This window comes from Rhizobium ruizarguesonis, from assembly GCF_012349115.1.
GTDB classification, from domain to species: domain Bacteria; phylum Pseudomonadota; class Alphaproteobacteria; order Rhizobiales; family Rhizobiaceae; genus Rhizobium; species Rhizobium ruizarguesonis.
Genome location: NZ_PQIG01000078.1, coordinates 101929 through 116482, shown reverse-complemented (window position 1 = coordinate 116482; position 14554 = coordinate 101929). Strand labels below are relative to the sequence as shown.

The window sequence follows — 14554 nt, the reverse complement described above, 5'->3', positions numbered from 1 at the left end:
CAGGCGAACGAGCGCCCGGACGCGAAGGTCTCGACGATGAAATGGGTCCCTAAACACCTCGACCGACTATTCGAAGCGCTGTTGGAGCACCTGTATCTCGTTTTTTCCTCGGTGGGCATTGCCCTGGTGATCTCACTGATCGTCGGGATATGGGCGGCAAGGCGGCCGCGAAGCTTCGCGGTAATCATCATCTTCACCGGTATCCTGTTCGCCGTGCCGAGCTTGGCGCTGTTTGCGCTTCTCATTCCCATCATGGGGATCGGGGCGGCACCCGCCATTACCGGTCTTGCCGCCTACTCGCTGATGATCCTGATCCGCAATATCGGCATGGGGTTTCAGGCAATTCCGCGTGACATACTCGAAGCTGCCGATGGCATGGGCTACGGCACGGCGCGCCGGATCTGGGAAGTCGAGCTGCCGCTGGCGATGCCCTATATCGTCGGCGGTATCCGCATTGCCATGGTGACGGTCATAGGCATTGCGACCGTTGCCGCCTATATCAATGCCGGCGGGCTCGGCGTCATCATTTTCGAAGGCATCGACCAGCGGTTTCCCGAAAAGATCATCGCCGGCGGGCTGCTGACGTCATTTCTGGCGCTCTTTGCCGACTACTGTTTTGCATCGTTCGAAAAGCTGCTGCGCCGGCGCAGTGGAGGTAAAGCAGCATGATCGTTATCGATGCATTCAGCTGGATCTTCAACAACTCCGGCGCCTTCTTCAATGCTTTCAATCGCCATCTTCTGATGTGCGTCCTATCGCTCGGCATCGCTTTCGTTATTGCCGTGCCACTCGGATTTGCCGTCGCATGGGCACCTCGCGCCGCCTTTGCAGTGGTCAATATTGCCGGCGCCTTGCGCTCCATACCGAGCCTTGCGATCCTGTCGGCGGCGATGCCGTTTCTCGGCATCGGATTGTTGCCGTCGGTGGTGGCTCTCATCGTCCTTGCCGTGCCGCCGCTGCTGTTGAGCACGATCATCGGCATCCGCGAGATCGACGCCTCGGTGATCGATGCGGCCGATGGAATGGGCATGAGCGCCGGGCAGATGCTGTGGGAGATCGAACTTCCTCTGGCCGTTCCCTCGATTCTGTCAGGCGTCAGGACGAGTGCCATCCAGGTCATCGGCGGGGCGGCGCTGGCCTCCTTCATCGGCGGCGGCGGGCTTGGCGATTTCATCAATGCCGGCATTGCGATCATGAATATGCCGCGCCTTCTCGTCGGAGCGGTCCCGATAGCGCTGCTCGCGATCTTTGCGGAACTGGCGTTCGGCGCCCTGGAGCGCGTCTTCACTCAACGGCGCTAAGCGGCCGAAAGCGGATATCAGGATGATTCATCTCGACCATGTTACGAAGAATTACGACGGCGGCGGCCAGCATGCGGTCGACAATCTCGATCTCCTGATCGAGACCGGTACGACGGTTGCCCTGATCGGCCCTTCGGGCTGCGGCAAGACCACGACCATGCGCATGATCAATCAGTTGGAAACGCCCACGGCGGGACGTGTGCTGGTCGATGGCAAAGATATCGCCCGGGTCGATCAGAAAGAGCTGCGCCGCAGCATCGGTTATGTCATCCAGCAAGTCGGTCTGTTTCCGCATATGTCGATCGCGCGCAATGTCGCAACCGTGCCGCGGCTTCTCGGTTGGGAAAAGGCGCGCAGCGATCGCCGGGTCGACGAGCTGCTGGATCTCGTGGGGCTTGATCCGGCCATCATGCGACAGCGCCTGCCACACGAATTGTCGGGAGGGCAGCGTCAGCGCGTCGGTTTCGCGCGCGCGCTCGCCGCCGACCCTGCAATCATGCTGATGGACGAACCGTTCGGCGCGATCGATCCAATCACCCGCGTTCGGCTTCAGGACGAATTCCGCGATATTCTCAGGAAGGTGAAGAAGACCGTCGTCATCGTTACCCATGATCTCGATGAGGCAATCAAAATGGGTGATCGCATCGCCATCATGCGGGATGGCCGCCTCCTTCAGTATGATACCCCGCAGGAAATCCTCGCGCGTCCCGTCAATGAATTCGTCGAGAGTTTCCTCGGCCCCGACCGAGCCATAAAAAGGCTAAGCTTGATTGCCGTATCGATGATCATGACCGCGCCGGAACCGTCCAACGGCGATGCCGAGATCGCCGCTGACGCCACGGTTCACGACGCCTTGGCGCTCATCCTCTCCGGTGAGATGCCGGGCCTGCACGTCAGGGCCGCCGATGGGACGCTTGCGGGATATTTGTCTCGTGACACCCTATTGCGCGCCAATCGGCTTTAGAGCATCCAGCAAAGTGCGCAGCGGTCTTGCGCCCGGAAATGCACAAAACAATAAGATGGAACGTTTCCGTGACGCACGCAAAAAGCGGAAACGCTCCGGCTGGAGTCGTTTGCGGAAGAGGGCGACATTGCAGGTCGCCGTGACGACAAGCCCAACCCGCTCAACGCGGGCTGGGCCATCTTCGATTCGATCAGAGGGTCGAGACGTTCTCAGCCTTCGATTTTCCGGTCTTGCGATCCTGTCCAACTTCGAAGCTGACCTTGTCGCCTTCGCGGAGCGACCCGCCGCTTTGAAGCGCAGACACGTGAACAAAAACGTCCTGCCCGCCACCCTCAGGGGTGATGAAGCCGAAGCCCTTGTCGTCATTGAAGAATTTAACGGTACCTGTCGGCATGAGATAAATATTTCCTTGTATCGTTCGACGATTTGCGAAGGCGAAACTATAGCTTCGGCGCTTCTGTATCAACCCTTTAGCACACTGGTGGCTTTTTGAACGCAAAAAGACATCAGCTCCGACGAAGTTCAATGCGGCTGGTAACAACCGATCGACCTGTAGCAGGGTCGGTGTCGACGGTTGTGAGACGCATTCCCGACGCTCCGGTTTTTTCGATCGTCATCTGGGCACGTCGATCGCCATTCACTTCTTTCGCCCATCTTATCGCGAGGCTTATGGCGTTACCCTCGCGCCTTCCGCCAAGCCCCGCGGTGCCGGTGCCCGCCCCCACGTAGGAGCCAGTGTACGTGTCACCGCTGGCCTTGAGGTTAGCGCTGATGACGCGGGAAAAAACGACAAGGCTGGTACAGCGTCCATTGAGTGCGAGGGAGCTTTCATTCGCATCCGACTTGAAACGGCAGGTGACGTTAATGGTGGGTGCGTTTATCCGCACTTTCACCGTCCCCTTACCGCTCCAACTTCCCGCCAGTGTTTTCAGAAAGGCCGATTCGTCGGCGTTGGCGGCGCCAGCCATAGCTATCGACGCCGTCGCAACGGCGAACGCGCATACAAGGACCTTAAGCATGTGATTAACTTTCGGACCGCGTAACATCCGCATCATGACGCTCCGCTGATCGAGGAGAGGGTACCATTTAACCGTTCGGCAGTGACTTAGTTCCGTGTGGAAAGCATTCGACCGCGTTCGCAACCATCCGCTCGCCGCAGGCCGCACGTTTTCAACAGGATCAACATACCATTGCTACCTACGGACGTTGAAAGGGATTGCCGATCACCCGCCTGAGCATTTAGATCGGTCTTACACAATGAGATTGTGCAAGCCGGCTGAAATGGCGTCAATTCCGCTACAGCGCCGCGCGTCTTTTGAGACGCGCAAAGGAGGTTGTAGCGTTTTGAATTGCTGTGCAGATGGCCTGAAACTTTGCCAGCCCACCGCGCTGTCACATATGAGGGGTCGACGCCATTGTCTTCGCTTATTCTTCCTAGTCGCCCGCTCTCGTTGGCGCGCAACGTCATCTCTACGCCGAATGCTTACTTTTGGGCAACGCCCATCATCCTGGCACTGGCTGTCTTTCTATTCATCTCGGAAGCACCGGGCGTGATCCGCGATTTCCAGATCAGCCAGAACCCTTTGACCCTCGAAAATGGCGACGTGCAAAACGGGCGATGCACGACACGCAAGGCAGTCTTTACCGATTGCGAGGCACGCCTTGTCTACAGCTACGGTGGACGAGACTACGACACCGAAGTCGAGGTCATGTTCGTCGATTTCCATACCGGCGACTACGAAACCGGTCTTGTGATATCAGCCGATCATCCGGAACTTGCGACGATGAGCCTGGGTCTGGACATGCTCTGGAACCGGATCATCACGCTTACTGTGTTCGCCGTCCTGCTTGGCGGCATGGGCCTCGGGATGATCTTTCTCGGTATCCGCATTTGGCGGGTTAAGGGCCAATTGCTTCGGCCTGCCATGCTGACCCCTGTCCCGGTCGAGATCACCGCATTCGACCGCAAACGCGGCGTCCTTTCCATTACCTACAACGACAAGATTGCCGACGACAAAACCGGGCGATCGGTTTACACGCGCATGAAGAATGGTGAGGAGCCTCTGATCGTCGGTGAAGCCAATGGCAAAGCGATCGGACTGGCTGTCAGGCACGGCAATACTGCCCTGCCAGTGCTTCTGGACGATCGTCTGCAGCGCGTGAACCTTACGGATGATGAGCGCAACACCGCTCTTGCACCTTTCGCGTATCAGCAAGAAAGCGATGGAGGTGTGCCGGTTTTGATCGGAGAACCCAAGCAGGCGGGGGTATCGATCTGGAGGCGGTTGCAGCTTTTCTTCGGTATGTTGCTTCTGATCCTCGTCGGTGCGATCGGCTTCTGGCTTTGGTACGTCACCACCTCCACGACACCATTCCAATCGCCTGGCATGGACATCAACAATCTCATGCCGGCGCCGTTGAACGAGTGGGGATGCGAGCAGCTCAAGAAGAGGTTCGGCGAGGGGCGCGCGCCGTTTGGTTGCGTAGCCGACGATTACACGAGTTGGAAATAGAGGTTGAACCCGTCTGTTGCCGAGCTTCCCGGTCTGCCGCAGACCGGTATCTTCGAACTTGGCGGTTTTCGTCGGCTGCACACTTGCCGGCAAGAAAACTTGCGGATGGTAGGTAATACCCCGTTGCCGAACCGGGAGTACTTCGGCAAATGTCACCTTCCTTGGTGCGAGGTGAGTTTATGTCATCTCGGATCGAGCTTCTGGTTGCAAAACACGTCAGTGGCGCGGCCGATGTATTGGTAAACACCTATGCCCTGCCTCCGTGGAATGAGAACTGGTCCCTTGAAGCGGCAGCTGAAAATGTGACCTATGTGCTTGAAACCCGTAGATCGGTTGCACTTGTGGCGGTTGATGAAGGTAGGGTGCTCGGGAGTGCGCTGGGATAAGACAGCGCCGCCACCGGCCCGATCATTTACTTGGACGAGCTTTCAGTGCAGCCCGACGCGCAGGGTAAGGGAATAGGGACCGCTCTACTTTCAGCGATGTTTGAAACAGCCAACGCTGAAGGATGTAGCAGCGTTTGGTTGATCTCACAGCGAGGAGGGGCGCTGTCGGAGTTTTATCAGCGTTGCGGGTTTGCTATGAGAAGCGACCTCGGTATCTACTCAAGATCGAGCGGATAACGCTCGAATGGGAATTTCCGATCCGCCAGCGAAAATCCTGAGTACGCATGGTTGAAGTGCGAGTGGCCGAGCGTCTTTCAAAGAGTGCGTAACATCATCGGCGATCGCTACTACAATTGGTTTAGGTAGCCGGTTCGGCTTGATGTGGATGGCGGAGCTTGCGACGACTTCAAGCCGCCGCCGCATATCGGTCGAGAATTACGCCTTTCCATACATCCTGCTCGCGCGCAGCAGGCGTTGCGAATAGGGGTGTTCGACCGTACCTTTTCGCAAGGCGCCGACATCGACCTGTTCGACGATCTCGCCCGCTTCCATGATGGCGACGCGGCTGCACATGTGCGAGACGACGGCGAGATCATGGCTGACGAGCAGATAGGTCAGACCGCGATTGGTACGCAAATCCTGGAGGAGGTTGAGGATTTCCGCCTGAACCGACACGTCGAGCGCTGATGTCGGTTCGTCGAGAAGCAGAACGTCCGGATCCAGCATCAGGGCACGGGCGATCGCCACGCGCTGGCGCTGGCCGCCGGAGAGCTGGTGCGGAAATCTGTAGCTCAGCGCCGGATCGAGGCCAACCGATCTCAGGACCGCGTTCATGTCGACGGAATTCGTATCCAGACCCTGGTTGCGCAGCGGTTCTTTCAGCTGCGAGCGGATCGTCTTGCGGGGATGCAGGGAACCGTAGGGGTCCTGGAACACCATCTGCACCCGACGAAAGAATGGCCGGCTGCGCTGTCGGTCCAGCGTTTCGCCGTGGAGCGCGATCCGGCCGTCATAGTTGGCGTTGAGACCGGAAAGCGCCCTCAGGACAGTGGACTTCCCGCAGCCGGACTCGCCGACCAGGCCGAAAGCAGTTCCCTTTTCGATGGCGAAGCTTACGTCTCGAACGACAGGCCGCTGCCCGGGTCCGAAACGGACCGTAAGATTGTCGATTTTAATCACCGCGGCGGCTCCAATGCGAATTCTTCAAGCCAGGCCGGATCTCGTTTCAGGATCGGCAGCCGGGCAGGGGGATCTTCGATCGTCGGCAAGGATGCCAGCAACCCCTGCGTATAAGGATGTCTGGCCTTGTCGAGATCGCGCGCCTCGAGCACTTCCACGACCCGCCCCGCATACATGATGAGGACGCGATCGCAGAAATTCCTGATGAGATTGAGATCGTGGCTGATGAAGATCAGCCCGAGATTGCGGCGCAGGACGAGCTCGTCGAGCAGGGCCAGGATCTCGAGCCTCACCGTCACATCGAGTGCTGACGTCGGTTCGTCGGCGATCAGCACTTCTGGTTCGGCAATCAGCATCATGGCGATCATCGCCCGCTGGCCCATACCGCCCGAGATTTCGTGCGGATAAAGGCGGGCCACACGCTCGGGATCGCGGATCTGAACGGCTTCGAGCATATCGAGCGCCTGCTGCCAGGTCTTTGCCCTGCTCGTCCTCGGATGATGGAAGCGGTAGGTCTCGGCAATCTGTTCGCCGATCCGCATGACGGGATTGAGCGAATATTTCGGGTCCTGCAGGATCAGACCGATCCTCCGGCCCCTGATCGTCATCATCGTTTTTTCGGTCGCCTTGAGCAGATCGACGTCGCGAAAGCGCATCCGCTCGGCATTGACGATCGCGGTCGGTGGCAGCAGCTTCATGATCGCGCGGCCGACGGTCGACTTTCCCGATCCCGATTCACCGACGATCCCGAGCTTTTCCTGTCCAAGCGAAAAGCTCACGCCGCGCACGGCCCGTACCTGTCCGCCGCCGAAGGCGATTTCGAGGTTCTGAATATCGATCAAGTCCGTCATTCTGAACCTCGGGGATCGAGAACATCGCGAAGCGCATCGCCGACGAGGTTGAAGGCGAGGCTGACGAGCGCGATGGCAATGCCGGGTGCGGCGATGACCCAGGGGCTGTCGAGCATGAATTCACGTCCGCTGGCGGCCATCGAACCCCATTCCGGCCATGGCGGCTGCGCACCGAGGCCGAGGAAGCCGAGACCGGCGGCAGTGATGATGATGCCGGCCATGTTGAGGGTGACGCGGACGATCACCGAGGGAATGCACATCGGCAGGATGTGGCGGGTGATGATCGCAATTGATGTCGCGCCCTGCAGGCGTACGGCGGCGATATAATCCGCCTTGCGAAGGCTGAGCGTCTCGGCGCGCGCAAGACGCGCGATCGGCGGCCAGGCGGTCAGTGAAATCGCGATGATCGCATTGGTGATGCCCGGACCCAGCGCAGCGGCAAAACCCAGCGCCAGCACGAGGCCGGGAAAGGAAAGAAAAATGTCGGTGACGCGCATCAGGATTTCATCGACGATGCCGCCGAAATAGCCGGAGACAGTGCCGATCAGCAGGCCGAGCGGGGCGACGATGACCGTGACGAGCATGATGATGTAGAGCGTGGTGCGGGCGCCATAGATCACCCGGGAAAAGACGTCGCGGCCAAAATTGTCTGTGCCGAGCCAATGGCTCGCCGATGGCGCGGCAAGCCGCCCGGCCATGTCCTGAACGATCGGATCATAGCTCGTCAGCAAGGGCGCCGCCGTCGCCACGACGATCAGCAGCACGATGATCGCCAATCCGACGAGGCCAAGTGGATGCAGGCTGAATTTCCGCCAGCCTTGATGAATTTGCTGCGCGGACGACTGGAACCAGCCTCGAGGCTCCGGCGTGAGCAGCCAGTTGCGAAGGCCGCCAGTGTTAAGGCTGTCTGCGTGCTCAGAGGAGATCGTCATGGCGTCACCGTGTCCTCGGATCAAGAATGCGATAAAGGAAGTCCGACAGGATGTTGATCGTCAGGAAGACGGCGCCAATCGTCAGGACGGAACCCATGACCACGTTCATGTCGTTCATCTGCAGCCCCCGGGTCAGGTACTGGCCGAGCCCCGGCCACCCGAAGACGGTTTCGATCAGCACCGCCCCCTCGAGCAGCCCGCCGAAGGTCAGCGCCATGATCGTCAAAAGCTGCACCCGGATGTTCTTGAATGCATGGCGCCACACCACCTTGCGGGTGCCAAGCCCCTTTGCCCGCGCCGTGATGATGTATTCCTGGCTCAGTTGCTCCAGCATGAAGCTTCGCGACATGCGGCTGATATAGGCGACGGAATAGTACCCAAGGATTGCCGCCGGCAGGATGATGTGGCCAAGAGCGTTGTGAAACACGTCCCATTGCCGCTCTATCGCCGCGTCGATCAGAAGAAAGCCGGTCACCGGCGTGACGAGACCCTCGTAGAAGACGTCGATCCGGCCTGATGCGCCGACGAGCTTGAGCTTTGCATAGAAGATGAAGAGCGCCATCAGCCCGGTCCAGAAGATCGGGATGGAATGGCCGGCAAGGGCAACGATGCGGGCGACGTGATCGATGATCGTTCCGCGCCTGACGGCGGCCGTGATCCCCAGGGGAACGCCGACGATGGCCCCGATGATCATGGCGATGACCGCTAACTCGATGGTGGCGGGAAAAATCGTCAGGAGATCGGTGAGGATCGGCTGGCCCGTCGTCGCCGATGTGCCGAGATCGCCTGTCGCGATCTTCCCGACATAGGCGAGGAACTGCATCCAGACAGGTTGCCCGAGCCCCAGCTCATTAAAGACGCGATCGTAAACCTCCTTGCTGACCTCCGCCCCGGTGATGGCAAGCACCGGGTCGGCAGGCAGCAGGCGACCCATCGAAAAGGTCAGGAAGAGTAGGCCGAGCAGCGTCGTCACGACCGCGACGGCGCGCCCTGCCAAGCGCCGCAAAAGGCTCATTAGAGGGTGCGGGGCCGCATCGGCGAACCCGCCCTCCGTGGAACGACGGCTGCTCTCCGGCTTCGATGTCAGATCGGCGCTCGCCACGGCGTTCTACTCCTTGGTCACGTCATGCCAGCGCGTCGACCATGTCGTGTGCCCATGATAGCCCTTGACGTTGGTGCGCATGACATAGGGGTCGGTTCGCTGGAAGAAGATGACGAGTGGGGAAGCCATGCCGCTGTAGATGCCGTCCATCTTCTTGAAGATTTCCGAGCGCTTGCCCGTATCGCGCTCTTTCATCGACTGGTCGACGAGTGTGTTGAGGTCGTCCACCTTCATGCCTGTGCGCCAAAGATAATAGCTGCCGAGGCGCGCCTCGTCGCTATTGTCGGGATTGTAGGCATATTGTGTGGCGACGGCGAAAGGATCAGGCAGTCGGGCGCCGGAATTGCCGAGCAGAACCTCATATTTGCGCTCGCGAAATGCGGGCGTGAATTCGCCGGGCACGAGATCGAGATCGAGGCCGGCAGCACGGGCGCTCGCCTGCAGCGCTTCGGCGAAGGGCAGTGTCGCCGCACCCGAGGGATTGAGCACCTTCTTCAGGCCATTGGGGTAGCCGGCTTCCGCCAGCAGCTGCTTGGCTTTGGCAGGATCGTAATCGTAGTGGGTGGCAGCTTCCTCAGGCGCGCCGATCATGCCACGCGGGATCATCGACTGCCAGGGAAAGCCGGTATAGCGCATGATGTTGCCGGAGATCGCCTTCCAGTCAAAGGCATGCTGGAAGGCCTCGCGAACCTTCGGCTTCTGCAGATCCGGGTCTTTCTGGTTGAGTGCGATATAATAGAAACCGAGGCCCGGAACGCTTTCAATCACCATGTCCTTTTTGTTGGACAGGGCATCGAGGTCGCCGCTTGCGAGGTATTGGCCGACATCGACGTCTCCGGCTTCGAGCTGCAGTCTGAGGTTGCCGGATTCTGGAATGTGCCGGGCGACGACGCGAGCCATGGCCGGCGCTCCGCCCCAATAGTCCTTGCGTGCGTTGAAGATCGCAACGTCGTTCGGCCGCCATTGCGTCAGCGCGAACGGGCCGCTGCCGGCCGAATTGGCAGAAAGCCAAGCACCGCCGAAGTCGCCATTTGCCTCATGCGACAGTGCCGTCTTCTTGTCGATGATGCCGATCGATGAGCCGGCAAGCGAATAGAGCACCAGATCGGTGTTCACGGCCTGCGGCAGCTCGATTTCGAGCGTATGTTCGTCCTTTGCCCGAACAAGCTTTTCGACGTTGTCAGGTGTAAAGCCCCAGAGTGCCACGTCGGTGGAGCCGACCTGGCCCATCTTGATGACGCGCTGGATCGACCAGGCCGCATCGTCGGCGGTCACCTTGTTGCCGCTCTGGAAGACCGCATCTTCGCGCAATGTCAGCGTGATGATCTTGCCATCCGCCGAGACGCTCCATTGCGTCGCGAGCATCGGCTTCAGCGTCTTAAGGTCGTCAGGCGACAGCTGCACGAGGTTGTCGTAAATGTTCGAGATCAGTTCGGAAACCGTGCGGGCATTGTTCTGCGCCGGATCGAGTGTCCTTATGCCCGTGAGATTGGTGCCGATCACCAGCATATTGGGCGGCGACGCCGCGAAGCTGGGCTGCGCCGTCATCATGGCGCCGGTAATTGCGATCGTCGTCAGTACCTGTCTCAACATCTCAAGACCTCCCAATCCTGTTGTTTGCGGAAATAGAGCAATTCCAGGAAAAGTGCGAAACGGTTTTCCGCCCAGAATTGCGTAAAAACAAAGGGTTATAGCGGCTCTGCGCTTTCATGCTGAGCCGCTCTCGTGTCGAACTCAGCCGGCCGCCTTTGCGGAATCCTGCTGGTGTGGATGGATCTGGTTGTTGCCGGCGGCATCCCAGCGCTGAAGCAGCCGATGAAGTTCCTCGCGATCATGCCGATCGAGCAGAGGCAATCCCGGCACGCGCACGGGGCCGACATCGAGGCCGGAAAAGGTGACGGCCTCCTTGACGACAGTCACGTTCGCGCCATTGCGGAATTTGGTCCGCATCCGCTCGAATGGTTCAAGCTGGTTGACGATAGCCCTTGCGGCGCCGAAGTCACCTCTTTCGAGCGCATCGTGAACGGCAAGCGACAGATGCGGCGCGACATTGACGAGACCGGATGTGAAGCCGCGCGCGCCCGCAGCGGTAAATGTCGGCGCCCAGCTCTCCGCCAGGCCGCAGACGAACAACGCACCGGCCGGATCGGCTGCGGCGATCGCTCTGGACAGCAGCATCAGATCGGTCGTGGCGAACTTGATGCCGGCAATATTACCGTGGTTTGCGAGACGGATGATATCGTCAACACCGAAACCCTCGGCCCTGACATAGGCGATGAGCGGCAGGGTGGAAGCATCCGCAAGATTGCAGAAATAGTCGATTTGGGACGAAGGTGCTGCGAAAGGATCGACGGGCTGATGCGACATCACGGCGGATGCGCCGATCGCGGCCGCATCTTTCGCCATGCCGATCGCCTCGCGCAGCGATCGGCCGATTGCCGCCGTGACCGGCGCCGTGCCGTTGACGCCTGAAACCGCCGCCTCATGGACGATCCTGATTTCCTGCGGCGTCAGAGCATAGAATTCCCCGGTATTGCCGGCAGCGACGATGTTGTGAATGCCGGCTGCCGCGACCCGCTCATAGACTTTCGCCGTGATCCGGGGTTCGACTTCACCTTGGCCGTCATAGGCGGTGACGGGAACACCCGATACGCCTGTAAGCGCCTTGCGCATGGTTGCGATGCTCATCTTTCTTCCCCGTTACCTTTCCATCTATTCGCTGTCGTTTCGAAGGGAGGCTCGTTGTCATCCCGGAGGGTGACCCGTCCCGAAGCGGAAGGGCGGCAGGCCCTCTGCATCCACGTCGAAGGCGATGACCGTCCCCGCCTCGAAACGTCCGGTGCGGTCCGTCGACAGGCTCGTGACAAAGAGGGTGCGGAGATCCGGCCCTCCGAAACACGGCATTGTCGGTGCCGCGACGGGCAGAATGTAGATCTCGACGATTTCGCCTTCGGGCGATATTCGGTTGAGGCGGCCGGCGGAAACGCCGGCGCTCCAGTAGAACCCGTCACGATCGGTTGTCGCGCCGTCCGGCCGACCCTCGTCTTCCGTGAAGCTGCGAAGCCGGCGCCCATCGCCGAGGTCGCCCGTATCAGGATCAAAGTCGAATGCCTGCAAGAAGCATTGCCGGCTGTCGGAGTGATACATCCGCCGGCCGTCCGGCGACCAGGCAAGGCCGTTGGAGCTCGTCAGTCCGGTTGCAACGGTCCGCGTGCGGCCATCGGCGCCCACGCGGTAAAGTGCGGCCTCATCGGTCTGCGGCTTGGCTTCGCTAAACGATCCGATCCAGAAGTGCCCGTCTGGGCCGACCTTTCCGTCATTGAGGCGGCAGTTGATGTGGCGCCCGACTGGATCCGACACAAGCTCGAAATCTCCAGAGACGGGATCGAAGAGATGGACGCCCGTCTGAAGCGCCACGACGATCCTGTGATCGCGGCAAAGTCCGAGGGCGCCGATTGCGGCCGGCATGTCGAAGCGGTCGATCTTTCCCGAAGCCGAGCGCCGGACGAGTGCTGGCGCCTGAATGTCGACGAACCACAAAGTGCCGGTCTCCTCGTCCCATACCGGCGATTCACCAACCGTCAGCGGCTGTTGGATCACGGAACGGACGTCCGGACGGATGATGCGCGGGGCCGTCATTCAACCGTCTCCAGGTTCTTGGCCAGACCCTCGGCGTCGCGCATGCGGATGGTGCCGTCGTGATTGATCTCACAGAACCCGCCACCCTGGAACGCCAGCGCGACCGGCCCTTCGGATCCCTCTTCGATCAGGGCGTGGTCACGCGGCCGGTCCTGTGGCTGGTAGCCCAATCGTGTCGCCAGATCGTTCTCCCACCACATCTCCTCGGTGTCAGAAACGCCGTAGACCACTGTTGCTGCGATCAACGGGTGCGACAGGCCGATCCTGACCAATTGCGCCAGGTCTCGCGCGCTGATCCAGATCGCAATCGATCGTTCGCTGTTGGGATAGGTGCCCGCATTGCCGATGCGGATGGACAAAGAGCGAATGCCCGACGTGTCGTAGTAAAGCCCCGCCACAAGTTCGCCCCAGCATTTGGAAAGCCCATAAGGACTGTCGGGACGCATCGGGTCGAGCGGCGACACGAGCTGGCCGCGCGGATAAAAGCCCGTGGCATGGTTGCTCGATGCATAGACGACCCGCTGGACCTTGTTGGTCCGCGCCGCTTCGTAGAGATTGTAAGTACCAAGCACGTTCGCATGCAGAATGGCGTTCATGTCCGTGCCGCTTGCAATACCGGCGAGATGAACCACGCCATCGACATCTTTCAGCGCAGCCGTCGCCTCGTCGAGCTTTGTAAGATCGGCCTTGACGAAGCTCTCGTTTTCGCCAAGCCCGTCAGGCTCCTGGAGATCGATCAGGCTGAGGTGCTCGACATGCGACCGAAGGAACGGGCGCAGTAGCGTCCCTACGCGTCCGGCAGCACCCGTCATGGCGACCCGTTTCATCATCTCTTCTCCCATTGTCGCTCAAACGCCCTGGAACATGCGGGCGCGAGCATTCAGTATGTGTTTTTTCATCGCATCGTGTGCTTCGGTTTCCCGGTGCGCGAAGATCGCCTCGACGATCACCGCATGCTCATCCTGGACGCTGCGGATCTGTTCCGGCGTCCGCTTCAAGCTCAAGCTTCGCGTAACGGAATGCCCGATGGCGAAATGCGGCTTGAACCACTCGCGCAGGGTAATGTGGAACTGGTTACCGGTCGCCATGGCAATTGCATCATGCAGAGCCTGGTCCTCTTCGGCGCCAAGCTCCCCGTCGCGCAGACATTGCTCGATCGAAAGAAGCGCTGCCGTTATCCGCTCCTTGTCGGCCGGCTGCCAGTTTCGTGCGGCAAGCTCCGCCGCCTCGGCTTCGAGACCGGCGCGGAATTCGAAGAACCGCTGGACATCGGCCAAGGAGCCGACCGGCACCATTTTCAGCATCGACGAATCCGGTCTTTGCCTGACATAGGAACCGGACCCTTTACGCGAAACGACCAGGCCATCGGCTCTCAAGCGTTCGAGCGCTTCGCGCACGACAGGTCTCGACGCGCCGAAATCAGCGGCGAGCTTCGTTTCCGGCGGCAGCCGTTCGTTCACCGGAAAGTTGCCGTCGGCGATCATCCCCACGATCTTCTCGTAGATGATGTCGCTGAAGCGCGTTGCGCCCCTGTTCGAAACGGCATCGACCGTAAATGTCATTCTGATCCTTTTCTCTCAACGCCATGTGCGACGGCGTTTGACGGCCGCACCCTGGCTGTCGCCGACCATAATGCTCAAGGCAGCATACAGCATCTGACAGATCTAACGTTTTTCGTCCTGTTAGC

General features: G+C 59.9%; 15 protein-coding genes and 1 pseudogene. 5 read left to right on the top strand and 11 right to left on the bottom strand.

All coding sequences use genetic code 11. From position 1 onward, the window contains the following. The first annotated feature begins 36 nt into the window (after positions 1-36). The 3 genes from C3Y91_RS16690 to C3Y91_RS16680 are packed head-to-tail and all read left to right on the top strand — an operon-like array spanning position 37 to position 2265. A complete protein-coding gene (locus tag C3Y91_RS16690; RefSeq protein WP_003550062.1) occupies positions 37-669 on the top strand; it encodes an ABC transporter permease in 633 nt (210 codons plus the stop codon). Beyond that, on the top strand, positions 666-1301 hold the full coding sequence (locus C3Y91_RS16685; protein WP_168575598.1) for an ABC transporter permease: 636 nt from the start codon (positions 666-668) through the stop codon (positions 1299-1301). Before C3Y91_RS16690 ends, C3Y91_RS16685 begins: the two co-directional genes overlap by 4 nt. Positions 1302-1323: 22 nt before the next feature. Further along, entirely contained in the window at positions 1324-2265 is a 942-nt protein-coding gene (locus C3Y91_RS16680) for an ABC transporter ATP-binding protein (protein ID WP_018073067.1), read from the top strand. Between the two features lie 190 nt (positions 2266-2455). Here the strand turns inward: C3Y91_RS16680 and C3Y91_RS16675 are convergent, their stop codons facing one another. Both C3Y91_RS16675 and C3Y91_RS16670 read right to left on the bottom strand, forming a co-directional pair. Beyond that, a complete protein-coding gene (locus tag C3Y91_RS16675) occupies positions 2456-2659 on the bottom strand; it encodes a cold-shock protein (RefSeq protein ID WP_003550088.1) in 204 nt (67 codons plus the stop codon). Between the two features lie 112 nt (positions 2660-2771). Next, complete coding sequence (locus tag C3Y91_RS16670) at positions 2772-3284, bottom strand: hypothetical protein (RefSeq protein ID WP_130693178.1); 513 nt, start codon at positions 3282-3284, stop codon at positions 2772-2774. 396 nt (positions 3285-3680) lie between these two features. Between C3Y91_RS16670 and C3Y91_RS16665 the strand changes: the two genes are divergently transcribed. Then, positions 3681-4778 (top strand): hypothetical protein, encoded by a 1098-nt coding sequence (locus C3Y91_RS16665; protein WP_130657021.1) that lies wholly within the window; start codon positions 3681-3683, stop codon positions 4776-4778. 179 nt (positions 4779-4957) lie between these two features. After that, a pseudogene (locus C3Y91_RS16660) lies at positions 4958-5401 on the top strand (GNAT family N-acetyltransferase). 198 nt (positions 5402-5599) lie between these two features. On the opposite strand, the gene C3Y91_RS16655 reads toward C3Y91_RS16660, so the two are convergent. The 9 genes from C3Y91_RS16655 to C3Y91_RS16615 form a co-directional block, all read right to left on the bottom strand. Continuing rightward, on the bottom strand, positions 5600-6343 hold the full coding sequence (locus C3Y91_RS16655) for an ABC transporter ATP-binding protein (protein ID WP_018073070.1): 744 nt from the start codon (positions 6341-6343) through the stop codon (positions 5600-5602). Further along, positions 6340-7194, bottom strand: coding sequence for an ABC transporter ATP-binding protein (locus C3Y91_RS16650; protein ID WP_018073071.1), 855 nt, complete (start codon positions 7192-7194; stop codon positions 6340-6342). Before C3Y91_RS16650 ends, C3Y91_RS16655 begins: the two co-directional genes overlap by 4 nt. After that, entirely contained in the window at positions 7191-8126 is a 936-nt protein-coding gene (locus tag C3Y91_RS16645; RefSeq protein WP_018073072.1) for an ABC transporter permease, read from the bottom strand. Before C3Y91_RS16645 ends, C3Y91_RS16650 begins: the two co-directional genes overlap by 4 nt. A 4-nt stretch (positions 8127-8130) precedes the next feature. Continuing rightward, positions 8131-9228, bottom strand: a complete 1098-nt coding sequence (locus C3Y91_RS16640) for an ABC transporter permease subunit (protein ID WP_168575597.1) — start codon at positions 9226-9228, stop codon at positions 8131-8133. A gap of 6 nt (positions 9229-9234) precedes the next feature. Next, positions 9235-10821 carry an ABC transporter substrate-binding protein gene (locus tag C3Y91_RS16635; RefSeq protein ID WP_024319727.1) on the bottom strand — a complete coding sequence of 529 codons (1587 nt, stop codon included), beginning with the start codon at positions 10819-10821 and terminating at the stop codon, positions 9235-9237. Between the two features lie 141 nt (positions 10822-10962). Further along, positions 10963-11916: a dihydrodipicolinate synthase family protein gene (locus tag C3Y91_RS16630; RefSeq protein WP_168575596.1), complete on the bottom strand. Its 954-nt coding sequence runs from the start codon at positions 11914-11916 to the stop codon at positions 10963-10965. 57 nt (positions 11917-11973) lie between these two features. Next, positions 11974-12867 (bottom strand): SMP-30/gluconolactonase/LRE family protein, encoded by an 894-nt coding sequence (locus C3Y91_RS16625; RefSeq protein ID WP_168575595.1) that lies wholly within the window; start codon positions 12865-12867, stop codon positions 11974-11976. Further along, entirely contained in the window at positions 12864-13694 is an 831-nt protein-coding gene (locus C3Y91_RS16620) for an NAD-dependent epimerase/dehydratase family protein (protein WP_024319729.1), read from the bottom strand. Before C3Y91_RS16620 ends, C3Y91_RS16625 begins: the two co-directional genes overlap by 4 nt. A 21-nt stretch (positions 13695-13715) precedes the next feature. Next, positions 13716-14429, bottom strand: a complete 714-nt coding sequence (locus C3Y91_RS16615; protein WP_018073078.1) for a FadR/GntR family transcriptional regulator — start codon at positions 14427-14429, stop codon at positions 13716-13718. Positions 14430-14554: the final 125 nt, after the last annotated feature.